Below are 25054 nucleotides of genomic sequence, written 5' to 3' on the forward strand. Positions count from 1 at the left end.
ATGAGGAGGTAGTTACCGCCCCATGAGGAGGTAGTTGCCGCCCCGGTGTGGCGCCGCGGGAAGTGTCCCTGCTGTGGCGCGAGGTAGTGATGTCATGGGATGCGCGGGCGGTAACCGCCTCCCCGGAGGGCGGTAACCACCTCCTCAGCGTGGGCGGCGAGCGCGGGAGCGTCACTCGGCATACAGTCTTGGCATGAGTGGAACGCCGCTGGTCGTGGTCATGGGAATTTCTGGAGTCGGCAAGTCGGTCGTGGGACATGGCTCGCCGACCGCTACGACCTCGACTATGCCGATGGAGACGACTTCCACTCCGAGGCCAACATCGCCAAGATGTCGGCGGGCACGCCGTTGACCGATGACGATCGATGGCCCTGGCTCGCCGAGATCGGCACCTGGCTCGCCGATCACGACTCGACCGGGGGAGTCATCAGCTGTTCCGCGCTCAAGCGCGCCTACCGCGACGTGCTGACCAAGGCGGCGCCTCGCACGGTCTTCCTGCACCTCACAGGTGACCACGAGCCCATCAAGTCGCGCATGGACCACCGCGAGCACTTCATGCCGTCCTCGCTGCTGCAGTCGCAGGAGGAGACGCTCGAGCCGCTGCAGGACGACGAGCAGGGCTGGGCGTTCGACATCACGCCGAGCCCCGCGGAGATCGTCGACGACTTTCTCGGACAGTACGAGCTCTCTCTTGGAGGACACGCATGATCGACGCCCTGGTCAACGCCACCCCGGAGCCGGTCAAGGCCGTCGCCGGGACAGGTCAGCTGGTCACCGCCGCGCTCATCGGCATCGCGGTGCTGGTCATCGCGATCACCTACTTCAAGCTGCACCCGTTCCTGGCCCTGATCCTCGGTTCCCTGTCGGTCGGTGCGATAGCGGGCCGAGAGATGCTCGACGTCGTCGGCAGGCTTTAGTGCCGGCGTCGGCAGCACCGTGTCAGGAGTTGGCGTCCTGATCGCCCTCGGTGCGATGTTCGGCAAGCTTGTTGGCCGACTCCGGGGGAGCCGACCAGATCGTCGACACGATCGTCGGCCGGTCGAGCCCTCGCATGCTGCCCTGGTCGATGGCTGCGATCGGCGCGATCATCGGCCTGCCGATGTTCTTCGAGATCGGCCTGGTGCTGCTGATGCCGGTCATCTTCCTGGTCGCCAAGCGCGCCGAACGCTCGATCATCTCGTTGGGGATCCCGGCGCTCGCCGGACTGTCCGCGATGCACGGCTTCGTGCCGCCGCACCCCGGACCGCTCGCCGCGATCGACCTCGTCGACGCCAACCTGGGCCTCACGCTCGGCCTCGGTGTCATCGTGGCCATCCCGACGATCATCGTGGCTGGTCCGGTGTTCGCCAAGTTCGCCGACAAGTGGGTGCCCGTCCCGGCTGGCGACCTGTTCGACGCCTCCACCGAGAAGCGTGAGCGCCGTCCCAGCTTCTCCATCACGCTGGCGACCGTCCTGCTGCCCGTCGTGCTGATGATGGGCAAGGCACTCGGCGACATCCTGGTCGACGACGGCACCATGACGCGCAAGGTCCTCGACTTCATCGGTGAGCCGTTCGTCGCGCTCCTGATCGCCGTGCTGGTCGCGATATTCACCTTCGGGATCGGCACCGGCATGTCGAAGGACGACGTCTCCGACGTGCTGAGCAGCGCCCTGCCGCCGATCGCCGGGATCATCCTGATCGTCGGCGCCGGTGGCGGGTTCAAGCAGACGCTCGTCGACACCGGAATCGCCCAGGTCGTGGCCGACTTCGTCCAGGACAGCGGGGTGTCGGTGCTGCTGATCGCCTGGCTCGTGGCGGTCGTGATCCGCGTCGCCACCGGTTCGGCCACCGTCGCCACGATCACGGCAGCCGGCATCATGGTGCCCATCGCGGCCGATCTCGGCAGCACCGAGGTCTCGTTGCTGGTGCTCGCCATCGGTGCCGGATCGGTGTTCTTCTCGCACGTCAACGACGCGGGATTCTGGCTCGTCAAGGAGTACTTCGGGCTCTCGGTCGGGCAGACGATCAAGAGCTGGTCGATCATGGAGACGATCCTCTCGGTCAGCGGCCTGGTCGTCGTGCTGGCGCTCAACCTCGTGATCTGACCAGTCTGGTGCACATCTGTCAGACAGGCTGAGTAGCCTGAACCCATGCTGCTTCCGCTGCTGAGGACCTACCTCGCGCCCTACAAGCGGCCCATCGCAATCGTCCTGTTGTTCCAGCTGGTCCAGACCCTGGCCAATCTCTACCTGCCAGGTCTCAACGCCGACATCATCGACAAGGGCGTCGTCGTGGGCGACACGGGCTTCATCATCCGTACCGGCATGATCATGCTGGCCATCACGGTCCTGCAAGTCGTGTGCACGATCGTTGCGGTCTACTTCGGCGCCCGCACCGCGATGGCGCTGGGCCGCGACCTGCGTGCCGGTGTCTTCGGCAAGGTCGAGACCTTTGCTGCGCGCGAGATGGCCCAGCTGGGCGCGCCGACCCTGATCACCCGATCGACCAATGACGTCCAGCAGGTCCAGCTCATCGTCTTCATGGCGTTGACCCTGCTCGTCACGGCGCCCATCATGTGCTTCGGCGGCATCGTCATGGCCCTGCGCCAAGACATCGAGCTGTCGGCGCTGCTGCTGCTCGTGATCCCGGCGCTCGTCATCAGCATCGGGCTCGTGATCCGTCAGATGCGGCCGCTGTTCCGTCTGATGCAGGTGCGCATCGACGGCATCAACGGCGTGATGCGCGAGCAGATCATGGGCATCCGAGTCATTCGCGCCTTCGTCAAAGAAGATCACGAAGCCGAACGTTTCGGTGACGCCAACCGGGCCAACATGGACGTCGCGATCGCGGTCGGCCGGCTCATGGCGATGATGTTCCCGATCGTCATGCTGATCATGAACGTCTCGGTCGTGCTCGCCACCTGGTTCGGCGGATTCCGCATCAGCAGCGGCGACCTCGACGTCGGCACCCTGACAGCGTTCCAGAACTACCTGATCCAGATCTTGATGTCGGTCATGATGGCCACGTTCATGCTGATGCTCTGGCCGCGCGCCGAGGTGTCGGCCGAGCGCATCACCGAGGTCCTCGAGACCACACCGAGCGTCCAGGCCCCCGATGACGCGGTGCCGGTCACGGTGCAGCGCGGCGTGATCGACGTCCGTGGCGCATCCTTCGCCTTCCCCGGCGCCGAGCACGACGTCCTGCACTCGATCGACCTGATCGCCCGGCCCGGCGAGACGACCGCCATCATCGGTTCGACCGGCAGCGGCAAGTCGACCCTGCTCGGGCTCATCCCGCGGCTGTTCGACGTCACCGACGGCTCGGTCGAGATCGACGGTCACGACGTCCGATCGGTCCGCCCGAAGACGTGTGGGCTGCGATCGGGCTGGTGCCTCAGCGGCCGTTCCTGTTCTCCGGCACGGTCGGCTCCAACTTGCGTTACGGTCGCCCCGACGCGACCGACGACGAGGTCTGGGCAGCGCTCGAGATCGCCCAGGCCAGAGACTTCGTTGAACGCATGCCCGAACAGCTCAACGCGCCGATCGCCCAAGGCGGCACCAATGTCTCTGGTGGTCAGCGTCAGCGGCTGGCGATCGCTCGCGCGATCATCAAGCGGCCGCCGATCTACCTGTTCGACGACTCGTTCTCGGCGCTCGACTACGGCACCGATGCTGCGTTGCGGGCTGCACTGCGTCCCGTGACGGCAGATGCCGCAGTCGTCATCGTGGCCCAACGGGTCTCCACGATCCGCGGCGCCGACCGCATCGTGGTGCTCGACGAAGGACGTGTCGTCGGCACCGGCACGCACGCGGAGCTGATGGAGACCTGCGAGGTCTACCGCCAGATCGTCCTGTCCCAGCTGACCCTCGAGGAGGCATCGGCATGAGCGGACGCGGACCGGCGATGGCCGGCATGGGGATGCCTCCGGCACGGGCGAAGGACTTCAAGGGCAGCCTGCGGCGCATGGCCGAACGGCTGCTGCGCGACCGGATGCTCGTGTGGGGAGTCGTGGCATTCGGCGTCATCGCCACGACGCTGTCGGTCATCGGTCCCAAGGTGCTCGGCCACGCCACCGACATCGTCTTCACCGGCTTCCTGTCCGACCAGTTTCCTGACGGCGCGACCAAGGCCGAGGTCGTTGCGCAGCTGCGGGCAGACGGCGACGACAAGCTCGCGTCCCTGGTGTCGTCGGTCGACCTGCAACCCGGATCGGGCATCGACTTCGAGAGCCTCTCGTGGGTGCTCGGCGGAGTGCTGGTGCTCTACGTCCTGGCGTCACTGCTGCAGTGGTTCCAGGGCCGACTGGCGACGGTCGTGGTCCAGCACACCGTGGCAGACCTGCGCGATGACGTCGAGGCCAAGATCAACCGGCTGCCACTGTCGTACTTCGACCGTACCGAGCGCGGCGAGGTGCTGTCGCGCACGACCAACGACATCGACAACATCGCGCAGTCGTTCCAGCAGACCATGAGCCAGCTGCTGACCTCGCTGCTGATGGTGATCGGCACGCTCGTCATGATGGTCGTGATCTCACCGCTGCTGGCGTTGGTCGCGCTCGTCACGATCCCGCTGGCCCTGATGATCACGAAGGCCGTGACGAAGCGGTCGCAGCCAGAGTTCGTCAAGCAGTGGGCCAGCACCGGGCGGCTCAACGGCCACATCGAAGAGGTGTTCACCGGCCACGAGGTCGTCAAGGTCTACGGACGTCAGGCCGAGGCGCGCGAGGAGTTCGACCAGCGCAACGACGCGGTGTTCAACGCCTCGTTCAAGGCTCAGTTCATCTCGGGCATCATCCAGCCGGTCATGATGTTCGTCAGCAACATCAACTACGTGTTGGTCGCCGTGATCGGCGGTCTGCGGGTCGCGTCCGGCTCACTGAGCATCGGTGACGTGCAGGCGTTCATCCAGTACTCCCGCCAGTTCACCCAGCCGCTGACCCAGCTCGCCGCGATGATCCAGGTGCTGCAGTCCGGTGTCGCCTCCGCCGAGCGCGTGTTCGGCCTGCTCGACGAGGACGAGGAGAGCCCGGGCCGGGCCGACGCCCCATTCCCCGATCCGGTGCGCGGACGGGTCGTGTTCGAAGACGTGTCGTTCTCGTACAAGACCGATGAGCCGCTCATCGAACATCTCGACCTGGTGGCCGAACCAGGCCAGACCGTCGCGATCGTCGGACCGACGGGGGCCGGCAAGACGACGTTGACCAACTTGGTCCTGCGCTTCTACGACGTGCAGTCTGGGCGGATCACGCTCGATGGTGTCGACATCGCGCACATGGACCGGGGACCGCTGCGCCGCAACTTCGGCGTCGTCCTGCAAGACACCTGGCTGTTCCACGGGACGATCCGCGAGAACATCGCCTACGGCGCCGATGACGCGACCGAGGAGCAGATCATCGCGGCCTCTGAGGCGGCGTTCGTCGACCACTTCGTCCGGACGCTGCCCGATGGCTACGACACCGTGATCGAGGACGAGGGCACCAACGTCAGTGCCGGTCAGCGCCAGCTGTTGACGATCGCGCGGGCGTTCCTGGCCGATCCCTCGATCTTGGTGCTCGACGAGGCGACGAGCCGGTCGACACCCGCACCGAGTCCTTGGTCCAAGGGGCCATGGAGCAGCTGCGCGCCGGACGCACGTCCTTCGTCATCGCGCACCGGCTGTCGACGATCCGCGATGCCGACCACATCGTCGTGATGGAGGACGGTCACATCGTCGAGCAGGGCACGCACGACTCCTTGCGCGCGGCTGGCGGAGCGTACGAACGTCTCTACTCAGCGCAGTTCGCCGCTCCGACGGCCTGAAGCGCCCACACCCCGAGACCACCTCCGGGGGACGTAGAAATCTGCTTTTGTCCGCGATATCGGGGACAGAACCAGATTTCTACGTCCCGCCTGAGGGCCGAGGTGACAGGGAGTCTCTTTGCTGTCGGGCGCCGCACTAGGCTGATGCCACATTCATCTCACCCGCAGGAGACCACATGGGATTCATGGACAAGCTCGTCTCGAAGCTGACCCCCGCAGCGCCCGACTACGCAGCTGGCTCAACCAGGTGCTGCCAGATGGCGATCGCTACGTGACCCACTGCCAGGTGATTCCCAGCGCCTACGAGCGCGGCGGAGCATCGGGGTCGGGCGCGAACAAGCTGCTCAGCAAGGCCGTCGATGCGGCGTCCAATGCCGTCTCGGGCTCGCGGCACGTCGGCGGTGACGAGGGATCCATCGCCCAGGGCCTGCCCCGCGAGTCTGATCTTCGGGTGCTCGTGATCAGCGAGGCGGCCATCTCGCTGTGGGACTTCGGCTACACCGGTACGCAGCTGCCGGCCGAGCACGTCGTGACTGTTGCCCGCAAGGATGTTGCGTCCTTCGTCGACACGGGTACCAAGGCGCAGGGCGGGGTCCCGGTCGCACGGATCACGTTCACCGACGGCTCGTTCTTCGACTATCGGCTGGTCAACAAGCCCGACACCGACTTCTGGAACGTCGCCGCCCAGCTCTGACCGGGAGACACAAGAATCTGGTTCTGTCCGCGATATCGCGGACAGAACCAGATTCCTTGGTCCCCGACGGCCTGTGAGGCGCGTTCAGCCTGCGAGGAAGGGTGCGACCCGGTCCTTCGGCCGACCGATGATCGCCCGTTCGCCTCGTACGAGCACGGGACGCTGCATCAGTCGTGGATGCTCGACGAGCAGATCGGCCACCGCCTCAGGGGAGGTGTAGTCAGCAGCGTCGAGGTCGAGCCCCTTGAAGAAGCCGTCCTTGCGGACGAGATCGGCAGCCGGGTCCTCCAGCTTGGCGATCAGCGCCAGCAGCGTCCCGGGTCAACGGCTTCTTGAGGTACTGGACGACCTCGGCGTCAACGCCCGCAGCCGCGACCTCGTCGATCGCGTGGCGGGAGGTCGAGCAGGCGGAGTTGTGCAGCACGGTCACATCAGACATGTCCTGATCGTAGGACTGGCGCCCTTCCGTCGTGCAACGATGTCCGGATGTGGGAGGCCTTTTCGCACACCTTGCAGGATCCAGCCGGCGCTGCGATCCCGTTCTTCCTGCTGTTCATGGTCATCGAGATGGCGATGGTGCGACGCGAGGAGCGCGAAGATCGCCCCCGTACCGGCATGGGCTACCTCGCGGTCGACACCCGCGCCAGCCTGACGATGTTCGCGATCTCGTTGGTGTTCTCCGCAGTGTTCCGCACGGCCGCCTTCCTGCTGTACACCGTCATCTACGTGCACCTGGCGCCCTGGCACCTGTCGGCCAGCAGCCCGTGGACGTGGATCGGGGTACTGATCGGCGTCGACCTGCTCTGGTACCTCTATCACCGCTTCGCCCACCGGGTCAGGCTCGGCTGGGCCGGACACCAAGCACATCACTCGAGCATCTACTTCAACTTCTCAGCGGCACTGCGCCAGAAGTGGAATCAATGGTTCGAGGTGCTGATCTGGCTGCCTCTGCCCTTGCTGGGCGTCCCGCCGTGGATGATCTACTTCGTCTTCTCGATCAACCTGATCTGGCAGTTCCACCTGCACACCGAGCGCATCGGCAGGTTCCCGCGCTGGTGGGAGTACGTCTTCAACACGCCATCGCACCACCGGGTGCACCACGGCTCCGATCCGATCTACCTCGACCGGAACTACGGCGGGATGCTGATCGTGTGGGACCGGGATGTTCGGCAGCTTCCAGGCCGAGCTGCACCGTCCGACGTACGGGCTGACCTATCCGGTCGAGACCTACAACGTCTTCTCGTTGCAGTACGGCGAGTACGTCAAGATCTGGCAGGACGCCAGCCGGGCGACCAGTGTCAGGGACAAGCTCGGCTATGTCTTCGGGCCGCCGGGGTGGGCGCCTCGGCACCGTGACGACGCCGAGGTCAGGCCTTCTTGACGACGCTCGACTTCAGCTGCATCGGGCCGAACCCGGGCACCTTGCAGTCGATGTCGTGATCGCCGACGCCGTCGATCAGCCGGATGCCTCGCACCTTGGTGCCGACCTTGATCGACTGCGACTGCCCCTTGACCTTGAGGTCCTTGATCACGGTCACCGTGTCCCCGTCAGTCAGGGGAGTGCCGAAGGCGTCGGTGACGACCGGCTCTGCGGCCTCGTCGTCGACCTGCTCGGCGGACCATTCGTGTGCGCACTCGGGGCACACCAGGAGCGCGCCCATCTCGTAGGTGTAGGCGCTGGAGCAGGACGGGCAGGCGGGAAGATTCACCGGCACAGGCTATCTGTTGGAAATGTCGTCCTCGGGGTCGACAATGCGAGAACGACCTATTCGAGGAGCGGACATGGCATCGACACTCAACCCGTACATCTCCTTTCGCAACCAGGCGCGTGAGGCGATGCAGTTCTACCAGTCGGTCTTCGGCGGTGACCTGACGTCCAACACCTTTGCCGAGTTCCAGGCAGCGACTGATCCGTCCGAGAACGACAACATCATGCACTCACAGCGTGACCCCCGCCGGGTTCACGCTGATGGGCGCCGACATCCCCGTTGCCATGGAGCTCAACGAGGGGCAGTCGATCACCGTCTCGCTCAGCGGCGACGACGAGGCTGAGCTGCGCGGCTACTGGGACGGGCTGGCCGAGGGCGCGACGATCGGCGTGCCTCTCGAGCAGGCGCCGTGGGGCGACACCTTCGGCATGCTGACCGACCGCTTCGGAGTGGGCTGGATGGTCAACATCGCCGGATCTGCGGGCTGAACACTCCAGGGCAGGGACCGAATTGGAGCCTGCGCGGTGGTTCTGGCAGAATAGGCACTTGCGTCCGGTTGACGTGGGGACCCTCTCACCCCCATGACCCCCGGCTCACAGATTTCGTCGGTCGTGTCCCCACGCGATACCGGCAGGTCAACCACACACATACATCTGAGGAGACACCACACTCGTGGCAGTCAAGATTCGCCTGAAGCGCATGGGCAAGATCCGTACCCCGTTCTACCGCATCGTCGTCGCCGACTCGCGCACCAAGCGCGATGGCCGCGTCATCGAAGAGATCGGCACGTACAACCCCAAGGCTGAGCCGTCGATCATCAAGGTCGACGGAGAGCGCGCGCAGTACTGGCTCGGAGTCGGCGCGCAGCCGACCGAGGCCGTCGCCGCCCTGCTGAAGCCACCGGTGACATCGGTGGCAAGAACACCCTCAAGTTCGCCGAGGAGAAGCGCTCGAAGGAAGACATCTTCCAGGAAGCACTGAAGGACCTCCACGCCGAGCCCAAGGCTGCAGCCGTCACCAAGAAGGCTGACAAGAAGGCCGAGAAGGCTGAAGAGCCCAAGGCCGACGAAGCCAAGGCAGAAGAGGCTCCCGCCGACGAGGCCAAGGCTGAAGAGCCTGCCGCTGACGCTGCACCGTCTGAAGAGGCGAAGGCCTGATCATGGCCGCCCCCCTCATCGAGGTCATCGAACATCTCGTCTCCGGCATCGTCGACAATCCTGACGATGTCAACGTCCGCGCCAAGCAGACGCGTGGGGGCGACCTGTTCGAGGTCCGGGTCAATCCCGAAGATCTCGGCAAGGTCATCGGCCGTCAAGGTCGTACCGCGACCGCCATCCGCAAGGTCGCTGGCGCGATCGCGGGACGTGGCGGCGCGCGTATCGACTTCGTGGACGTCGATCGCCGCAACTGACGATGCACGTCGTCATCGGCCGTATCGGCCGAGCTCATGGCATTCGCGGTGAGCTGAACGTTGACATTCGCACAGACGAGCCCGAGCGGCGTTTCGCCCCGGGCTCGTCTGTCGTGTGTGGGACTCGCACGTTGACCGTTGCGAAGTCCCGTCATCATGGCGGTCGTCTGGTCGTCTCCTTCAAGGAGATCCCCGACCGCAACGCGGCAGAACTGCTGCACGGCACGATCCTCGAGGCGGTCGTCGACCCGCACGACGCCCCCGAAGATCCTGACGAGTTCTACGACCACCAGCTGGTCGGCCTCCAGGTCCGCAGTGGCGACACGGTCGTCGGCACGGTGACCGGCCTGGTGCACCTGCCCTACCAGGACACGTTGACCGTCGACGTCGACGGACGCGAAGTGTTCATCCCGTTCGTGACCGAGCTGGTTCCGGTCGTCGACGTCCCGGGCGGCTTCGTGACCATCGCCGACGTGCCAGGGCTGCTGGATCCGTCGGAGGCCGAGAACGCCGCCGCCGACCTCGTGGACGACTGACGTGAGGATCGACGTCGTCTCGATCTTCCCGGCCTACCTCGACGCACTGCAGCTGTCGCTGGCCGGCAAGGCGCAGTCGTCCGGCCTGCTCGAGATCGCCGCTCACGACCTGCGCGACTTCACGACAGACAAGCACCGCAGCGTCGACGACACCCCGTACGGCGGCGGCGCCGGCATGGTCATGAAGGCCGAGCCATGGGGGCAGGCGCTCGACACGCTGACGTCCGCCGAGACCGTCATCGTCGTGCCGACGCCGTCAGGCACCCCGTTCAACCAGCGGATCGCCGAACGGCTCAGCGGTGAGACGCATCTGCTGTTCACGTGCGGGCGGTACGAAGGCATCGACCAGCGCGTCATCGACGAGGCCGGCTCGCGGTGGCGGGTCGAAGAGCTGTCGCTCGGAGACTTCGTGCTCAACGGGGGAGAGGTCGCGGCGCTCGCGATGATCGAGGCGATCGTGCGGCTGATCCCCGGGTTCATGGGCAACCCCGACTCGTTGGTCGAAGAGTCGCACGGTGACGACGGGCTGCTGGAGTACCCGGTCTACACCAAGCCCGCAACCTGGCGTGGACGCGACGTCCCCGAGATCCTGCGCTCAGGAAATCACGCCGCGATCGCGGCCTGGCGGCGCGAGCAGGCGCTCGACCGCACTCGGGCTCGTCGCCCCGACCTGCTCGGCTGAGCGGGCCGACACGCGAAGTTAACTTCCGGGCACACGCCGTAACCTTGCCGCAATCTGCGGGCAAGGCTGTGAAAACGTACCTCCGCGAAGATTCAGTTGCTTGCAGCAAAGGCGCTGCGGTGACACCTGAATCTCCATATGTGAAGAGGTAATGATGGAACCGGGAACTATCTGGCTACTGCTGTGCGCAGCGCTTGTCTTGTTCATGACTCCAGGTCTGGCGTTCTTCTACGGCGGCTTGGTCAAGGCCAAGAGCGTCGTCTCGATGATGATGCTGAGCTTCGGCGCGATGGGCCTCGTGTTCACCCTGTGGATCCTGTACGGATTCAACATGGGCTCGAACGGCGACGACCTCATCGACGGCGTCCTGGCGAACCCGTTCTCGGACTTCGGTCTGTCGGACATGGCGGCCAACAACCCTGAGGCCCTCGCCGGCGTCGCGTTCGGCTCGACCTTCGCCGTCATCACGACCGCTCTCATCTCGGGTGCTGTCGCCGACCGCGCCCGCTTCTTCCCGTGGATGGTGTTCGCCGGCCTCTGGGCCACGATCGTCTACTTCCCCTCGCAGGGCTGGGTCTGGGGCCTCGACGGTGACGGCAACCTGACCGGCTGGATCGGCAAGTTCGGCTTCGGCGACACCGCGGTGATCGACTGGGCCGGCGGAACTGTCGTCCACATCAGCGCCGGTGCTGCCGCCCTGGCTCTCGCCCTCGTGCTGGGCAAGCGCGCGAACTTCAGCAAGGAGCTGAGCCGCCCGCACAACGTCCCGCTGGTGCTCATCGGTGCTGCGATCCTGTGGTTCGGCTGGTTCGGCTTCAACGCCGGTGCAGCAGCCGACAACGGCACGGGATCGCTGATCTTCCTCAACACGATCGCCGCGCCGGCCGCTGGCATCATCGGCTTCCTGGTCATGGAGCACCTCAAGGAGGGCAAGGCCACCGCAGTCGGTGCCGCCTCCGGTGCAGTCGCCGGTCTCGTCGCCATCACCCCGGCGTGCGCCAACCTGACGCCCGGCTGGTCCATCGTGCTCGGTCTGCTGGCTGGCGTGATCTGCGCCTACGCCATCGAGCTGAAGTACAAGCTCGGCTTCGACGACTCGCTCGACGTGGTCGGTCTGCACCTGGTCGCCGGTCTGCTCGGCTGCCTGTACCTGGGCTTCTTCGCCACCGACACGGGTCTGTTCGTGGGCGGAAACCTCGACCAGCTGCTGACGCAGATCGTCCCGGTCGCCGTCGTCATGGTCTTCTCGTTCGTCGTGGCCTTCGTCCTGGCCAAGGCCATCGACGCGACGCTCGGCTTCCGGGTCACCGCCGAGGAAGAGGTCGCCGGTATCGATCCGGTGCTCCACGGCTCGGAGGGCTACGCACTCGACTGATCTACTGCAACCACAGTCCAACGCGCTCGCCAGCACGCCTGGCGAGCGCGTTGCTGCGTTCAGAGGATGGGGAAACAGGACGGTGCCTCGCGATTGAGCCATGACCTTGGACGAGGCGTCAGTCAGCACCACATCGATGTTCGCGAATCGTCGGCTCTTGCGGACGGTCGTCGTGCGCCAGGTCAGGACGCCTGAAGAGGGTTGAGGTGGCCGGAAGTAGTCGATCGAGATCTCGGCCAGGCGCGGTAGCTGACCCGGTTGGGCCAGCGGTCCGCTGGCCAGTTCAGCTGCCGTCGACAGTGCGCCGAGGACGACTCCGCCCTGAACGCCACCCACGGCGTTGGCGGTCCACGCCGGAGGGGCCCAGGTTCCGAGCGCGGTCTCGGGGGTTGCGTCACTCAGGGCCAGACCGATGTGCTCGGAATAGGGGCCAAGGGCGGCGGTCGCTCCTCGTCGAACGCGTAGGTCGATGGCATCGGACACCGCCATGGCAGGGGCCGTCCGTGGCCGATCGACGATGGCGGCCCGGCCCCGCACTCGAATCAGGGGATTGTCGTACTCGTCGACGAGCTGCCCGCCGAGCAGGGACGTTGCGGTGTTCTCATCGTGATCGTGGTGCTCGTTGAATCCCGCCACGATGCCGGTGGCAGGCAGATCACCCACTATCGAGACGGTGATCGAGGCGAGCACCGCCGTGCTGTTCGGCGGTAGCGAACCGAGGCCGAGAACGAGGTCGGCCAGCACGCCCACCGAAGCCAACGTCGTGCGTCCCTGGCGATCGTGAAGCCACGGACCGATCTCCTGCCGAAGGACGGGACGGTCAGCAGAATCGTGGCCGAGGTGTACGCCGATCGTCGACGTGGCGGCGTCCAAGATGAGCGGTTCGCTGCGAGTGCGGGCCATCAGATCAGCTCTTCTCTCCTGGGGGACGAGCAGAAGAAACCCTAGGCGTCGCGGCCTCACGCGTGACGAAGGGGAGCGATTTCATGGTGCGGGGGCCGGTATGGCAATATTGACCCTTGGCGTAGGACGGATCTGCCACAGGGGAGCCGTCGTCGATCGCCGCAACGACTTTTATTCACACCCCCATCCGTTGGGTGACCTGTGGCACCGGCGAGGAGTACAGCTATGACCAACATCATCGATCAGATCGCCGCAGATTCGCTGCGCACTGACCTGCCGACGTTCCGCGCGGGCGACACGCTCGACGTGCACGTCAAGGTCATCGAGGGCAGCCGCTCGCGTATCCAGGTCTTCAAGGGCGTCTGCATCAAGATCCAGGGCTCGGGCGTCGGCCGTACCTTCACGGTCCGCAAGGTCAGCTTCGGTGTTGGCGTGGAGCGTACGTTCCCGCTGCACACGCCGGTCATCGACCACATCGACGTCGTGACCCGCGGTGACGTGCGTCGCGCCAAGCTGTACTACCTGCGCAACCTGCGCGGCAAGGCAGCCAAGATCAAGGAGAAGCGCGACATCTGAGTCGTCGACTTCACGGCCGACGCGCCCCCGATGCCTGGCATCTGGGGCGCGTTGTCGTCTCCGGCAACTTGTCGGCACGGTGCGGCACACGATCTTGTGATGAGCGGCTAGGCTCTCCGCGTGACTGACAAGAAGCGGCAGCTACCTGTGTGGCAGGAGTCGATCCTTCTGGTCGCCACTGCCATGGTGATGGCGGTGGTCGTCAAGACCTTCTTCCTCCAGGCGTTCTACATCCCGTCGGAGTCGATGGAGCCGACGATGCTCGTCGACGACAAGATCCTGGTGCAGAAGGTCTCCTACTGGGGCGGCGAGCCCAAGCGCGGCGACATCGTCGTGTTCGACGATCCAGGAGGGTGGCTGGGCGAGGGTGACTCCCGCCAGGCCAGCAACTTCATCCAGAAGGGCCTGGAGAAGGTCGGCCTGTTCCCGACTGGTGGTCACCTGATCAAGCGCGTCATCGGCGTCGAGGGCGACACGGTCAAGTGCTGCACCGACGGCAAGCTGACGGTCAACGGCGTCAAGCGACGAGCCGTACCTGCAGGACCAGGCAGCGACGAAGGACCAGACATTCGAGGTCAAGGTCCGCGACGGCTACCTGTGGGTCATGGGTGACAACCGCGGCAACTCGTCGGACTCCCGCGCGCACCAGGGCGATCCGGGCGGCGGCCAGGTGTCGGTCGACAACGTCGTGGGCAAGGCCTGGCTCCGGGTGTGGCCGTTGGGCCGCGCTGGTTTCATCCACAAGCCGTCGACGTTTGAAGTCCTCAACGACAAGTGATCGCTCCATGAGTCCAGCTGCACCGAGCCTGCGGATCGAGCGGCGCATGCTGCGCTCGGGTCTGACGGCGCTGGCCGGATGCGACGAGGTGGGCCGTGGCGCCCTCAGCGGACCTGCGACGGCCGCCATGGTCGTGGTGACCGCCCGACAGCCGCCCGGCACCGGTCGGAGTGCGGGACAGCAAGCTGCTGTCGGCCCCGGCACGTCATGCCCTGGTGCCTCGGATCCAAGGCTGGGCTGCGGCCTGGGGTGTCGGTCACTCGTCCCCGGCCGAGATCGACGAGTACGGCATCATCGCCGCGCTGCGTCTGGCCGCCCATCGAGCCTTGAGCTCCCTCGACATCGTGCCCGACACGGTGCTGCTCGACGGAAATCACGACTATCTCAGCTTCCCGGCCCAGACCTCGTTGGTAGAACCGCCACGCGTGCTGGTGAACGTCCCGCCGGTCGTGACGATGGTCAAGGCCGATCTGCGGTGTGCCGCCGTCGCGGCCGCCAGCATCCTGGCCAAGACAGCGCGCGACACCATGATGCTCGAGCTCGCCGAGCAGCACCCGCAGTACGGCTGGGACGAGAACAAGGGCTATGCCAGCACCAAGCACCTCGAGGCACTGCGCGAGCACGGCCCGTGCGATCACCACCGCCGCAGCTGGCGACTTCCCGAGCGCGCCGAACTGGTCCACGCTGGACATGCCGAACCGTGTCTGTAGCCTTGCGCCATGAGTTCTGAGGATCTGGAGCGCTACCAGTCGGAGATGGAGCTCGCGCTCTACCGCGAGTACCGCGACGTCGTGTCGATCTTCAAGTACGTCGTCGAGACCGACCGTCGCTTCTACCTGTGCAATGCAGTCGACGTGAAGGTGCGCTCCGAGACCGGTGACGCGTACTTCGAGGTGTCGATGAACGATGCGTGGGTCTGGGACATCTATCGTCCGGCCCGCTTCGCCAAGAACGTCAAGGTGCTGACGTTCAAGGACGTCAACGTCGAGGAGCTGCAAGGTTCCGACTTCAGCTGCCGGGCACCGACTAGCAGTGACGTCCAGGCTGTCCACAGCCTCTGACGCGTCGCCGGGAATCCACAGGCCGTGAACGACCCGTGGTGTGCCGTGCCCTAGCCGACCAGGCTCGAGGCATGTCTTATCAACGCAACAAGGCCGTCGGCACCTACGGCGAACGAGTAGCGGCCGATCACCTCCGCGGGATCGGCATGGTCGTGCTGGCGACCAACTGGACCTGTCAGTTCGGCGAGATCGACATCGTCGCGCGCGACGGCGCGACCTTGGTGATCTGCGAGGTCAAGACGCGCACGTCCCACGGGCACGGTGGCCCGTTCGAAGCCATCACAGGACAGAAGGCCGCACGGCTGCGCCGTCTCGCGATGCAATGGCTGCAGGTCCACGACATCTCGCCGCCCAGCGTGCGGATCGACGTCGTCTCGGTCGTGGTGCCGCCACGAGGCGGGCCCGTCGTCGAGCGCATCACCGGAGTCGCGTGATGGCGGCCGCAACGCACTCGGTGACCCTCGACGGGCTCAGCGGACGTCCCATCGAGGTCGAGGCCGACATCGGCGGGGGACTGCCGGTGACCGTGCTGGTCGGCCTGGCCGACACGATGGTCAACGAGGCTCGCGACCGGTGCCGTGCCGCGGTGTCCAACTCCGGCACGACCTGGCCCGATCAGCGGGTCACGATCAACCTGGCGCCGTCGACCCTGCCGAAGACCGGGTCGCACTACGACCTGGCCATTGCGTTGGCCGTGTTCGCGGCCAAGAACCTCGTGCCGACCGAGCGGCTCGTCGACACCGTGTTCCTGGGTGAGCTGGCGCTCGACGGTCGGCTGCGGGCGATCCGTGGCGTGCTGCCGGCGACGCTCGCTGCGGCAGAGGCCGGTTTCGACCGGGTCTTCGTCCCAGAGGTCAACGTTCCCGAGGCCGAGTCGTCACGGGGATCGACGTCGTGGGCGTGCGCTCGCTGCGGCAGACCGTGGCGCTGCTGACGGGCACGCCCGAGCCGGACGACCCGCCCGTCCGGCCCCTCGACGACGTCGCAAGCATCTCGTGGACGTCGGCCGATCGGGTGGCCCATCTCGACCTGGCCGACATCGCTGGCCAGGAAGACTCGCGACTGGCTCTGCTCGTCGCCGCAGCTGGCGGTCACCACCTGCTGATGACGGGGCCTCCCGGAATCGGCAAGACGATGCTGGCGCAACGACTTCCGGGGTTGCTGCCCGATCTGAGCCACGACCAGTCGTTGTCGGTCAGCGCCGTCCACTCGGTCGCGGGTATGCTGCCCAGTGACACGCCCCTGCTGGTGAGACCGCCCTTCCTCGACCCGCACCACACAGCCAGCGCGGTCTCGATCGTCGGCGGCGGCAGCCGGGCCATCAAGCCTGGCGCGCTGAGCCTCGCCCACCACGGGGTGCTCTTCCTCGACGAGGCTCCGGAGTTCGCGTCGAACGTGCTCGAGGCACTGCGTCAGCCGCTGGAGAGCGGAGTCGTCATCGTCTCGCGAGCAGCGATGACGGCGGCCTACCCGGCCAGGTTCCAGCTGGTGCTCGCTGCGAATCCCTGCCCGTGCGGTCTGAGCTCGGCAGTCGCCGATCAGTGCCGCTGCACACCGCTGATGCGTCGTCGGTACGCAGATCGGCTCTCCGGACCGATCCGTGATCGCATCGACATCCATCGCTCGTTGTCGGCGTTGTCCCGGCCTGGCTGGTCACGGCGATGACCGGAGCGCGTTCGTCGGTTGAGCTCGCCTCCCTGGTGCTGGATGCCCGTGAGCGGCAGCACCGCCGGTTCGCCGGCACACGATGGCGGGTCAACAGCGACGTCCCGGGCACTGACCTGCGCAAGCTGTGGCCCGTCACTGAGAAGGGGCGGGTGCTAGTCGACCAGCAGCTGCGCAGCAACAAGCTCAACCCCCGCTCGGCTGACCGGATCCTGCGACTCGCGTGGAGCGTGGCCGACCTCAACGGTCACGACGTGCCCGATGCCGACGACGTGGAAGCCGCCCTGTCGCTGCGACGGGGCACCGCGCTCGGGGGACAGCTGCGCGACCTGGTGCAGCCGCGATGAGCCGTGAGTCGCGCCTGGCGCTGAGCCTGCTGGTCCAGCCGGGTGACCCGAGACTCCGTGACCTGCTGCTGGTCCACGAGCCTGACCGCATCGTCGCAGCGATCCGCGGCGGACCGAGGGTGCCAGACGTCCTGATGCCTGACGCCTGGACCGAGCGGGCGAGGATCTCGACGATCTCGTCGACCGAACATTGAGCCGGGCCGAGCGATCAGGGCTGCGGTGGATCTGCCCGGGCGATCGTGACTGGCCAGCCCAGCTCGACGACCTCGACCACGTCTCGCCGCTACAGGCGTCTACAGGAGCGCCGGTGGGCCTGTGGGTGCGGGGTGGGGCCAACCTTGCCGAGCTGTGCCGGCAGGCGGTTGCTGTCGTGGGCGCACGTGACTGCACGACCTACGGCGCGGAGTGTGCCTCCGACTTCGGCGCCGATCTCGAGCGACGCCGGCTGGACCGTCGTCAGCGGTGCGGCCTACGGCATCGATGCATGCGCGCATCGCGGGGCCATGGCGATGGGCAGGCCGACGGTGGCCGTGCTGGCGTGCGGGGTCGACGTCGACTATCCGAAGTCGCATGCTGCGCTGCTGGCGAGAATCGCCGAGGAGGGGCTCGTCGTGAGCGAGCACGCACCCGGCGAGCCTCCCATGAAGCAGCGTTTCCTGTCGCGAAACCGCATCATCGCCGGACTCGCGGCAGGCACCGTCGTGGTCGAGGCAGCTGATCGCAGCGGCTCGCTCAACACGCTCAGCTGGGCAGATCAGCTGGGCAGGGTCACGATGGGGGTGCCTGGGCCGGTCACGTCGAAGGCATCACGTGGAGTCCATGTGTCGCTCCGCGAAGGCCGCGCGATCCTGGTCACCGCGGCTGCCGACGTGGTCGAAGAGCTGAACGGGCTCGGCGGGCAGCCGGCCCCGGTCGAGGTTGCCACGACCGAGTTCGACCGACTGCCCGCGATGCTGCGGGCGACGCTCGACGGGCTCGACTGGCGCACGTCCCGATCGCTGCTGGAGCTCGCAGCGGTGAGCCGGCTGGGTGCCAGAGAGGTGCGCGACGCGCTGGTCGTGCTCGAGAGACAGGGGCTGGCGTCCAGGCAGGGATCGGGATGGGTGCTGGCTCGGCGCGCCGACACCGCGTGACGGGCGACGCAGTCGACACTGGAGGAGATGAACGCTGAGACGCCGATGACCTGACCGAGGCCTGGTCGGGAGTCCTGGCTGCCTACGAGCGGCACCTGGTGGCAGAACGTGACCTGTCGGCCCATTCGGTGCGGGCCTACCTGACCGATCTGCAGAGCCTCGCATCGCACGCGAACCGTCTGGGCATCGACGAGCCTGCAGGTCTGACGATCCGCACGCTGCGCAGCTGGCTGGCCAGTTCTCCAGACGAAGGGCAAGGCGCGCACCACCTTGGCCCGGCGCTCGACGTCGGCCCGCGTCTTCACGGCCTGGCTGGTTCGCACCGGTCGCGCGGAGTCAGACGCCGGCGCGCTCCTGGTCAACCCCAAGTCGCACCGCGAGCTGCCGATCGCACTGAGCGAGGCCGACGTCCGGGCGCTGCTCGATGCGACCACTGCGGCTCTGACCGACGACGGAGCCCGCGGCTTGCGCGATCTGGCCATCCTCGAGCCTGCTCACGCGACCGGTATCCGGGTGGGCGGCTGGCGGGGCTCGACATCGACGACCTCGACCGGGGAGACGCGTGGTCCGGGTGTTCGGCAAGGGCCGCAAGGAACGTTCGGTGCCGTACGGGCTACCGGCGTCCGACGCCGTCGAGCTGTGGCTCGCGCGAGGGCGTCCCGAGATGGCGGCGGAGTCCAGCGGAGCGGCTGTGTTTCTGGGCGTCCGCGGCGGGCGCATCGATCAGCGAGCCGTCCGTCGCGTCGTCCACGACCGGCTCGCTGCAGTCGACGGAGTTCCCCGACATCGGTCCGCACGGGCTGCGGCACACGGCGGCAACCCACCTGCTCGAAGGTGGGGCCGACCTGCGCAGCGTCCAGGAGATCTTGGGGCATGCCTCGCTCGGGACGACTCAGATCTACACCCATGTCAGCAACGAACGCCTCCGCCATGCCTACAAGCTGGCCCACCCACGGGCTTGACGGGTCACAACGACTCCATGGGGTCGGTAGGTCGGCCATCTTTGATGACCATGAAGTGCAGGTGGCACCCGGTCGACATCCCTGTGCTGCCCGACCAGGCGACGACCTCGCCTGCGGCGACCCGATCGCCGACCGCGGCCCGCTGCCGGCTCAGGTGGTTGTAGCTCGTCTCGAGGCCGGCGGCATGGCGCACCGTCAGGCGTAGTCCGCAGGCCCGCCACTAGCGCGTGCTGTCACGAGTCCCGACCCAGCAGCGTGCACGGGCGTTCCGCAGGCGACGCCGAAATCAGTGCCGTCGTGCGGCTCGCGCACGCCCGTGACGGGATGGACTCGCAGACCGAACGGCGAGGTGATCGGGCCGCCGACCGGACGGTGCAAGGCGCCGCCCGATCCCGTGGGAGGAATCGGCGGTGGTCCGTGCGGATCAACCAGCACGAACCGTGCCTGCGCGAGCAGCTCCAGCGGATCGCGGTAGTCCTCGCCTGCGCGACGTCCGAGGTGCAGGCAGGTTCTCGGGCAGTGGCTGTGGGCGCCCAGCAAGGTGCCGATGACCTCACGCGCGACCACCGCATCGCCAGCCCGAACACGGGCGCGCACCGGTTGGTAGGTCGAGCGCTCGCCGCCGTGGTCGATCGTGATCACCGGCACGCCCCCGACGTCACCGGCGAAGGCGACCCGTCCAGCCGCCACGGCGCGCACCGAGTCACCGACGTCGGCCGACAAGTCGATACCGCGATGACCGGCCCCGTACCGGTCCGCGGGTGGTGCGAAGCGTGCTTCGACTGAGGGCTGGTCGAGCGGCCACGACCAGGCACCCGGCGAGTCAGCGGACGCCCCGCCGGGCAGCAGGAAGATGGCGGTCAAGATGAGAGTGGCGTGGCGTGGCATGACGCCAGCCAAGCCGTCATCCAGCTCCGGATCACCCCCGCGCGCCGACCTGTGGACACCGAATCCCACGGCTGTCGTTGTGGATTTCGCGAGGAGGGGTGACGTGCCCTGAGACCGGCCGATCACTTCTTCTGAGGTGAAATTCGCGCGCCTGCTTCCGCGTGACACGCACGTTGAATGCGGGATAGTGGTCCTGGTCCGTTCGGCACAGCCGGACGGTGGATCACTTCGGGCAGGCGCCAGGTCATCGCCAACCGGTGATGAGTCAACCAAATCAGGCACACGTGTGCCACTAGGAGATACGACCATGGCAGTCGTCACCATGCGCCAGCTGCTCGAGAGCGGCGTTCACTTCGGGCACCAGACCCGTCGTTGGAACCCGAAGATGAAGCGCTTCATCTTCACCGAGCGCAACGGCATCTACATCATCGACCTCCAGCAGTCGCTGGCCTACATCGATGCTGGCTACGAGTTCGTCAAGAACACCGTCGCCCGTGGCGGAACGATCCTGTTCGTCGGCACCAAGCGCCAGGCGCAGGAGCCCATCGAAGAGCAGGCCAAGCGCGTCGGCATGCCGTACGTCAACCAGCGTTGGCTCGGCGGCATGCTCACGAACTTCCAGACCATGCACCAGCGTCTGCAGCGCATGAAGGAACTCGAAGAGATCGACTTCGACGACGTCGCGGGCTCCAACCGCACGAAGAAGGAGCTCCTTCACATGAGCCGCGAGTACGCGAAGCTGTCGCGTACCCTCGGCGGCATCCGTGACATGGGCCGCACGCCTTCGGCCGTGTGGATCGTCGACACGAAGAAGGAGCACCTCGCGGTTGACGAGGCCAAGAAGCTGAACATCCCGATCATCGCGATCCTCGACACCAACTGCGATCCCGACGACGTCGACTTCCCGATCCCGGGCAACGACGACGCGATCCGCTCGGTCGGCCTGCTGACCCGGGTCATCGCCGACGCGGTTGCCGAGGGCCTGGTGGCCCGCGGTGGCGCCAAGACCGGTGAAGAAGAGCCGGGCGCCGAGCTGGGTGCAGGCGAGCCGCTGGCCGACTGGGAGCGCGAGCTCCCTCGAGAAGAAGGACGCTGAGGCTGCTGCGGCCGCTGAAGCCGCTCCTGCGACCGAGGCCCCCGCCGCCGAAGCACCTGCTGCTGAGGCAGCGGCTGCTGAAGAGGCCCCCGCCAAGAAGGCTCCGGCCAAGAAGGCTCCCGCCAAGAAGGCTGCTGCCGCATCCGACGAGGCTGCGGAGACGGCTGACGCCGCTCCTGCCGCTGAGTGACGCCGCACCCGACTACTGAGAAGCGAGAACACATACATGGCTATTACCGCCACTGAGGTCAAGAGGCTCCGCGACGCCACCGGCGCGGGCATGATGGACGCCAAGAAGGCGCTCACCGAAGCAGACGGCGACTTCGACAAGGCGATCGAGGTGCTCCGCATCTCGGGCGCTGCGAAGGCCGCCAAGCGTGGAGCCGAGCGTGAGGCCACTGCTGGTCTCGTCGCCAACTACGGCAGCGCCATCGTCGAGCTCAACTCCGAGACCGACTTCGTCGCCAAGAACGAGCAGTTCATCACACTGGCTGAGAAGCTTGCCCAGCTGGCTGACGCCACGAAGCCGGCTGACGCAGCAGCGTTCTCCGAGGTCGTCTTCGAAGACGGCAAGACGGTCGGCCAGGCTGTTGCCGACCTCGCGGTCGTCATCGGCGAGAAGATCGAGCTCCGGTCGTGTCGCCAGCTTCGACGGCCAGGTTGCGACCTACATGCACCGTCGTGCCAGCGACCTGCCGCCGGCCGTCGGCGTGCTCGTCGAGTTCGAGGGCGAGGCAGGACACGATGTCGCTCGTGGCGTCGCGATGCAGATCGCTGCCATGCGTCCTCGGTACCTGACGCGCGAAGACGTCCCCGCCGAGATCGTCGCCAAGGAGCGCGAGATCGCCGAGGCCACGTCGCGTGAAGAGGGCAAGCCCGAGCAGGCCATCGCCAAGATCACCGAGGGTCGCCTCAACGGCTTCTTCAAGGAGCAGGTCTTGCTGGAGCAGGCTTCGGTTCAGGACAATAAGAAGACCGTCAAGGCTCTCCTCGATGAGGCCGGTGTCACGCTGAAGCGTTTCGCCCACATCGAGATCGGCGCCTGACACACCCGCAACACCCGTTGACCCGCTGATCGAGAGGCCGGATTCGTGACCACTGCAGAGCATGTCGAGAGTCCGGCCTCTGGTCATCATTTGAAGCGGGTGCTGCTGAGCTTCTCCGGCGAGGTCTTCGGCGGCGGGAAGATCGGCATCGACCCCGATGTCGTCAACGCGATCGCCAAGCAGATCGCCGCGGCCGTTGCCGAAGGCGTCGAGGTCGCGGTCGTCGTCGGCGGCGGCAACTTCTTCCGTGGCGCCGAGCTGAGCCAGCGTGGCATGGACCGTTCGCGTGCCGACTACATCGGCATGCTCGGAACCGTCATGAACTGCCTGGCGTTGCAGGACTTCTGCGAGAAGCAGGGTATCGAGACGCGGGTCCAGTCCGCGATCACGATGGGTCAGGTCGCCGAGCCGTACATTCCGCGTCGTGCGATCCGGCACCTCGAGAAGGGGCGCGTCGTGATCTTCGGCGCGGGGGCAGGCATGCCCTACTTCTCGACCGACACGGTCTCGGCGCAGCGCGCACTCGAGATCCACGCCGATGCGGTGCTGATGTCCAAGAGCGGCGTCGACGGGGTCTACTCCGACGATCCGCGGACCAACCCCGATGCCAAGAAGTACGACGAGCTGACCTTCGACGACGCCCTCCGCATGGGGCTCAAGGTCGTCGACGCGGCCGCTTTCGCGCTCTGCATGGAGAACAAGCTGCCCATGATCGTCTTCGGCATGGAGGGCGAGGGTAATATCGCCCGCGTGCTTCGCGGTGAGAAGATCGGAACGCTCGTGCGCGCTGCCTAGCGCCCACGACTCTCGAACTACCTTTTTGATGGGGAGAACATCGTGATTGATCAGACACTGCGTGATGCCGAGGCCAAGATGGACAAGGCCGTCGAGCACACCCGCGAAGAGTTCGCGGCGATCCGCACCGGTCGGGCACACCCTGCGATGTTCGCTCAGATCACCGCCGAGTACTACGGACAGCAGACGCCGCTGAACCAGCTGGCCGGCTTCCAGGTTCCCGAGCCGCGCACCGTCATCATCCAGCCCTACGACGTGGGCGCGAAGCCTGCGATCGAGAAGGCCATCCGCGAGTCCGACCTGGGCGTCAACCCCAGCGATGACGGCAAGGTGCTGCGGGTGACGTTGCCCGAGCTGACCGAGGACCGCCGCAAGGAGTACATCAAGCTGGCCAAGTCCAAGGCGGAGGACGGACGCATCGCTGTGCGCGGTGTCCGCCGCAACGGCAAGCAGGCGCTCGACAAGGCCGAGAAGGACTCCGAGATCAGCAAGGACGACAACACGGGTGCTGAGAAGCGCCTTGACGCGTTGACCAAGAAGCACGTCGACGTCATCGACGAGATGCTCAAGAACAAAGAGGCCGAGCTCCTCGAAGTCTGAGTCTCCCGCGGAGGAGACACCGGCAGCACACGCCAAGCCGGTCAAGACCAGCCGCGCCGGCCGCAACCTCCCGGCGTCGATCGCCGTCGGCCTGGGGCTTCTGGCGATGGTGGGTGCGGCGCTCTTCCTGGTCAAGGAAGTGTTCATCGGCGTCGTGGCCGTCGCACTGCTGATCGGCCTGTTCGAGCTGGCGCGCGCCTTCGCGACGGCCGGCATCAAGATTCCCGTGCTGCCGGTCGCCACCGGCGGAACGGTCATGCTGGTCGGCAGCTGACTACGGCGGCATGGAGACTGCGTCGGTGGCGATGGCCCTGACGGTCATCGGCATCATGGTGTGGCGACTGTCCGAGGGCGCCGAAGGCTTCGTCCGCGATGCGAGCTCGGCGTGTTCAGCCTGTCCTACCTGTTCCTGATGGGTTCGTTCGTCGTGCTCATGCTCGCCGAGGCTGACGGCCCCGAACGCATCGTGGCCTTCATCGTCGCGACGATCGCCTCCGACATCGGCGGCTACATCGCCGGCGTGTTGTTCGGCAAGCACCCCATGGCGCCGACGATCAGCCCCAAGAAGTCCTGGAGGGCTTTACCGGATCGCTGATCTTCGGCATCGCGTCCGGCATCGCGACGGTGTCGTTGATGCTCGAGGGCGACTGGTGGGTCGGCGTCGTCCTGGGTGTCGCCGGTGTCGTGTTCGCGACCCTCGGCGATCTGTCCGAGTCGCTGATCAAGCGCGATCTCGGCATTAAGGACATGGGCGATCTGCTGCCCGGTCACGGCGGCCTGATGGATCGTCTCGACTCGCTGATCGCCGTGGCCCCCGTGGCCTGGCTCATCATGTATTTGTTGGTCCCCGTTTCCTGATCGTCGGCGCGTTCAGCGGGGCTGCTGCATGACTGCGGGGACCGCACATGTCAGGGTGGTCCTGTGACGGCCCTCCGCGACTACGCTGCTGCAGTCACACAGCCCCCCTTGACCGCTGATGCGTCGAGCTTCGACGAGGTCGTGGCTCCCGACGGGAGCC

The 25054-nt window shown here is 66.4% G+C and carries 30 protein-coding genes and 8 pseudogenes; 32 read left to right on the forward strand and 6 right to left on the reverse strand.

Annotated features, from left to right (window positions below; translation table 11 throughout):
• Nucleotides 1–180: 180 nt before the first annotated feature.
• From ACHMWU_RS16315 to ACHMWU_RS16335, 5 genes and pseudogenes are all read left to right on the forward strand, one after another.
• Nucleotides 181–708, forward strand: a complete 528-nt coding sequence (locus ACHMWU_RS16315; RefSeq protein WP_396046832.1) for a gluconokinase — start codon at nt 181–183, stop codon at nt 706–708.
• A pseudogene (locus tag ACHMWU_RS16320) lies at nt 705–2086 on the forward strand (gluconate:H+ symporter). Before ACHMWU_RS16315 ends, ACHMWU_RS16320 begins: the two are co-directional and overlap by 4 nt.
• 45 nt (nt 2087–2131) lie before the next feature.
• Nucleotides 2132–3867 (forward strand): annotated as a pseudogene (locus ACHMWU_RS16325) (ABC transporter ATP-binding protein).
• Nucleotides 3864–5672, forward strand: a complete 1809-nt coding sequence (locus ACHMWU_RS16330) for an ABC transporter ATP-binding protein (protein WP_396045189.1) — start codon at nt 3864–3866, stop codon at nt 5670–5672. The pseudogene ACHMWU_RS16325 and the gene ACHMWU_RS16330 overlap by 4 nt, the downstream one beginning before the upstream one ends.
• A gap of 378 nt (nt 5673–6050) precedes the next feature.
• Nucleotides 6051–6473 carry a hypothetical protein gene (locus ACHMWU_RS16335; protein WP_396045191.1) on the forward strand — a complete coding sequence of 141 codons (423 nt, stop codon included), beginning with the start codon at nt 6051–6053 and terminating at the stop codon, nt 6471–6473.
• A gap of 84 nt (nt 6474–6557) precedes the next feature.
• Here the strand turns inward: ACHMWU_RS16335 and ACHMWU_RS16340 are convergent, their stop codons facing one another.
• A complete protein-coding gene (locus ACHMWU_RS16340) occupies nt 6558–6785 on the reverse strand; it encodes an arsenate reductase family protein (RefSeq protein ID WP_396046834.1) in 228 nt (75 codons plus the stop codon).
• Nucleotides 6694–6912: a hypothetical protein gene (locus tag ACHMWU_RS16345; RefSeq protein WP_396045193.1), complete on the reverse strand. Its 219-nt coding sequence runs from the start codon at nt 6910–6912 to the stop codon at nt 6694–6696. The genes ACHMWU_RS16340 and ACHMWU_RS16345 overlap by 92 nt, the downstream gene beginning before the upstream one ends.
• Nucleotides 6913–6959: 47 nt before the next feature.
• Between ACHMWU_RS16345 and ACHMWU_RS16350 the strand changes: the two genes are divergently transcribed.
• A complete protein-coding gene (locus ACHMWU_RS16350) occupies nt 6960–7829 on the forward strand; it encodes a sterol desaturase family protein (RefSeq protein ID WP_396045195.1) in 870 nt (289 codons plus the stop codon).
• An 11-nt stretch (nt 7830–7840) separates the two neighbouring features.
• Here the strand turns inward: ACHMWU_RS16350 and ACHMWU_RS16355 are convergent, their stop codons facing one another.
• Entirely contained in the window at nt 7841–8182 is a 342-nt protein-coding gene (locus ACHMWU_RS16355; protein ID WP_396045197.1) for a zinc ribbon domain-containing protein YjdM, read from the reverse strand.
• Nucleotides 8183–8418: 236 nt separating this feature from the next.
• Here ACHMWU_RS16355 and ACHMWU_RS16360 point away from each other — a divergent pair, with 236 nt between their 5' ends.
• From ACHMWU_RS16360 to ACHMWU_RS16385, 6 genes and pseudogenes are all read left to right on the forward strand, one after another.
• Nucleotides 8419–8670, forward strand: a complete 252-nt coding sequence (locus ACHMWU_RS16360) for a hypothetical protein (RefSeq protein WP_396045199.1) — start codon at nt 8419–8421, stop codon at nt 8668–8670.
• A 184-nt stretch (nt 8671–8854) separates the two neighbouring features.
• Nucleotides 8855–9339 (forward strand): annotated as a pseudogene (gene rpsP, locus ACHMWU_RS16365) (30S ribosomal protein S16).
• A 2-nt stretch (nt 9340–9341) separates the two neighbouring features.
• The gene (locus tag ACHMWU_RS16370) at nt 9342–9593 is read left to right on the forward strand and encodes an RNA-binding protein (protein ID WP_396045201.1); all 252 of its coding nucleotides are present in this window, start codon (nt 9342–9344) and stop codon (nt 9591–9593) included.
• A gap of 2 nt (nt 9594–9595) precedes the next feature.
• Nucleotides 9596–10129, forward strand: coding sequence for a ribosome maturation factor RimM (gene rimM, locus ACHMWU_RS16375; protein ID WP_396045203.1), 534 nt, complete (start codon nt 9596–9598; stop codon nt 10127–10129).
• 1 nt (nt 10130) lies between these two features.
• A complete protein-coding gene (gene trmD, locus ACHMWU_RS16380; RefSeq protein WP_396045205.1) occupies nt 10131–10811 on the forward strand; it encodes a tRNA (guanosine(37)-N1)-methyltransferase TrmD in 681 nt (226 codons plus the stop codon).
• A gap of 154 nt (nt 10812–10965) precedes the next feature.
• The gene (locus ACHMWU_RS16385; protein WP_396046836.1) at nt 10966–12186 is read left to right on the forward strand and encodes an ammonium transporter; all 1221 of its coding nucleotides are present in this window, start codon (nt 10966–10968) and stop codon (nt 12184–12186) included.
• Nucleotides 12187–12297: 111 nt separating this feature from the next.
• Here the strand turns inward: ACHMWU_RS16385 and ACHMWU_RS16390 are convergent.
• Nucleotides 12298–13089: pseudogene (locus ACHMWU_RS16390) on the reverse strand (acyl-CoA thioesterase domain-containing protein); the annotation flags it as partial.
• A 225-nt stretch (nt 13090–13314) separates the two neighbouring features.
• Here ACHMWU_RS16390 and rplS point away from each other — a divergent pair.
• The 13 genes and pseudogenes from rplS (at nt 13315) to ACHMWU_RS16455 (ending at nt 19611) form a co-directional block, all read left to right on the forward strand.
• A complete protein-coding gene (gene rplS / locus ACHMWU_RS16395; protein WP_396045207.1) occupies nt 13315–13665 on the forward strand; it encodes a 50S ribosomal protein L19 in 351 nt (116 codons plus the stop codon).
• 120 nt (nt 13666–13785) lie between these two features.
• Nucleotides 13786–14277 carry a signal peptidase I gene (lepB, locus tag ACHMWU_RS16400; protein WP_396045209.1) on the forward strand — a complete coding sequence of 164 codons (492 nt, stop codon included), beginning with the start codon at nt 13786–13788 and terminating at the stop codon, nt 14275–14277.
• The gene (locus ACHMWU_RS16405) at nt 14201–14443 is read left to right on the forward strand and encodes a S26 family signal peptidase (protein WP_396046838.1); all 243 of its coding nucleotides are present in this window, start codon (nt 14201–14203) and stop codon (nt 14441–14443) included. Before lepB ends, ACHMWU_RS16405 begins: the two co-directional genes overlap by 77 nt.
• 170 nt (nt 14444–14613) lie before the next feature.
• Nucleotides 14614–15153: a ribonuclease HII gene (locus tag ACHMWU_RS16410; protein WP_396045211.1), complete on the forward strand. Its 540-nt coding sequence runs from the start codon at nt 14614–14616 to the stop codon at nt 15151–15153.
• Nucleotides 15154–15162: 9 nt separating this feature from the next.
• The gene (locus ACHMWU_RS16415) at nt 15163–15504 is read left to right on the forward strand and encodes a DUF2469 domain-containing protein (RefSeq protein ID WP_396045213.1); all 342 of its coding nucleotides are present in this window, start codon (nt 15163–15165) and stop codon (nt 15502–15504) included.
• 71 nt (nt 15505–15575) lie between these two features.
• Complete coding sequence (locus ACHMWU_RS16420; protein WP_396045215.1) at nt 15576–15938, forward strand: YraN family protein; 363 nt, start codon at nt 15576–15578, stop codon at nt 15936–15938.
• Nucleotides 15938–16438 carry a magnesium chelatase domain-containing protein gene (locus ACHMWU_RS16425; RefSeq protein WP_396045217.1) on the forward strand — a complete coding sequence of 167 codons (501 nt, stop codon included), beginning with the start codon at nt 15938–15940 and terminating at the stop codon, nt 16436–16438. Before ACHMWU_RS16420 ends, ACHMWU_RS16425 begins: the two co-directional genes overlap by 1 nt.
• On the forward strand, nt 16399–17169 hold the full coding sequence (locus ACHMWU_RS16430) for an ATP-binding protein (RefSeq protein ID WP_396045219.1): 771 nt from the start codon (nt 16399–16401) through the stop codon (nt 17167–17169). Before ACHMWU_RS16425 ends, ACHMWU_RS16430 begins: the two co-directional genes overlap by 40 nt.
• Complete coding sequence (locus ACHMWU_RS16435) at nt 17166–17516, forward strand: hypothetical protein (protein WP_396045221.1); 351 nt, start codon at nt 17166–17168, stop codon at nt 17514–17516. The genes ACHMWU_RS16430 and ACHMWU_RS16435 overlap by 4 nt, the downstream gene beginning before the upstream one ends.
• Nucleotides 17513–17710: a hypothetical protein gene (locus tag ACHMWU_RS16440; RefSeq protein ID WP_396045223.1), complete on the forward strand. Its 198-nt coding sequence runs from the start codon at nt 17513–17515 to the stop codon at nt 17708–17710. The genes ACHMWU_RS16435 and ACHMWU_RS16440 overlap by 4 nt, the downstream gene beginning before the upstream one ends.
• A pseudogene (locus ACHMWU_RS16445) lies at nt 17707–17889 on the forward strand (DNA-protecting protein DprA); the annotation flags it as partial. The gene ACHMWU_RS16440 and the pseudogene ACHMWU_RS16445, both read left to right, overlap by 4 nt.
• Nucleotides 17890–17923: 34 nt before the next feature.
• Nucleotides 17924–18649, forward strand: coding sequence for a DNA-processing protein DprA (locus ACHMWU_RS16450; protein WP_396045225.1), 726 nt, complete (start codon nt 17924–17926; stop codon nt 18647–18649).
• Between the two features lie 74 nt (nt 18650–18723).
• Entirely contained in the window at nt 18724–19611 is an 888-nt protein-coding gene (locus ACHMWU_RS16455; RefSeq protein ID WP_396046840.1) for a tyrosine-type recombinase/integrase, read from the forward strand.
• Between the two features lie 4 nt (nt 19612–19615).
• Here the strand turns inward: ACHMWU_RS16455 and ACHMWU_RS16460 are convergent, their stop codons facing one another.
• Nucleotides 19616–19804 carry a M23 family metallopeptidase gene (locus ACHMWU_RS16460; protein ID WP_396045227.1) on the reverse strand — a complete coding sequence of 63 codons (189 nt, stop codon included), beginning with the start codon at nt 19802–19804 and terminating at the stop codon, nt 19616–19618.
• Between the two features lie 2 nt (nt 19805–19806).
• Entirely contained in the window at nt 19807–20475 is a 669-nt protein-coding gene (locus ACHMWU_RS16465) for a peptidoglycan DD-metalloendopeptidase family protein (protein ID WP_396045229.1), read from the reverse strand.
• A gap of 331 nt (nt 20476–20806) precedes the next feature.
• On the opposite strand from ACHMWU_RS16465, the pseudogene rpsB reads away from it, so the two are divergent.
• From rpsB to ACHMWU_RS16500, 7 genes and pseudogenes are all read left to right on the forward strand, one after another.
• Nucleotides 20807–21785 (forward strand): annotated as a pseudogene (gene rpsB / locus ACHMWU_RS16470) (30S ribosomal protein S2).
• Between the two features lie 36 nt (nt 21786–21821).
• Nucleotides 21822–22641 (forward strand): annotated as a pseudogene (tsf, locus tag ACHMWU_RS16475) (translation elongation factor Ts).
• A 45-nt stretch (nt 22642–22686) separates the two neighbouring features.
• The gene (pyrH, locus tag ACHMWU_RS16480; RefSeq protein ID WP_396045231.1) at nt 22687–23436 is read left to right on the forward strand and encodes a UMP kinase; all 750 of its coding nucleotides are present in this window, start codon (nt 22687–22689) and stop codon (nt 23434–23436) included.
• Between the two features lie 78 nt (nt 23437–23514).
• Entirely contained in the window at nt 23515–24036 is a 522-nt protein-coding gene (frr, locus tag ACHMWU_RS16485) for a ribosome recycling factor (protein WP_396046843.1), read from the forward strand.
• Between the two features lie 106 nt (nt 24037–24142).
• Nucleotides 24143–24310 (forward strand): hypothetical protein, encoded by a 168-nt coding sequence (locus ACHMWU_RS16490; RefSeq protein WP_396045233.1) that lies wholly within the window; start codon nt 24143–24145, stop codon nt 24308–24310.
• Nucleotides 24311–24320: 10 nt separating this feature from the next.
• On the forward strand, nt 24321–24449 hold the full coding sequence (locus ACHMWU_RS16495; protein WP_396045235.1) for a hypothetical protein: 129 nt from the start codon (nt 24321–24323) through the stop codon (nt 24447–24449).
• Nucleotides 24450–24469: 20 nt separating this feature from the next.
• Nucleotides 24470–24894: pseudogene (locus ACHMWU_RS16500) on the forward strand (phosphatidate cytidylyltransferase).
• Nucleotides 24895–25054: the final 160 nt, after the last annotated feature.

It is taken from the genome of Aeromicrobium sp. UC242_57 (genome assembly GCF_044452305.1).
Taxonomy (GTDB): domain Bacteria; phylum Actinomycetota; class Actinomycetes; order Propionibacteriales; family Nocardioidaceae; genus Aeromicrobium.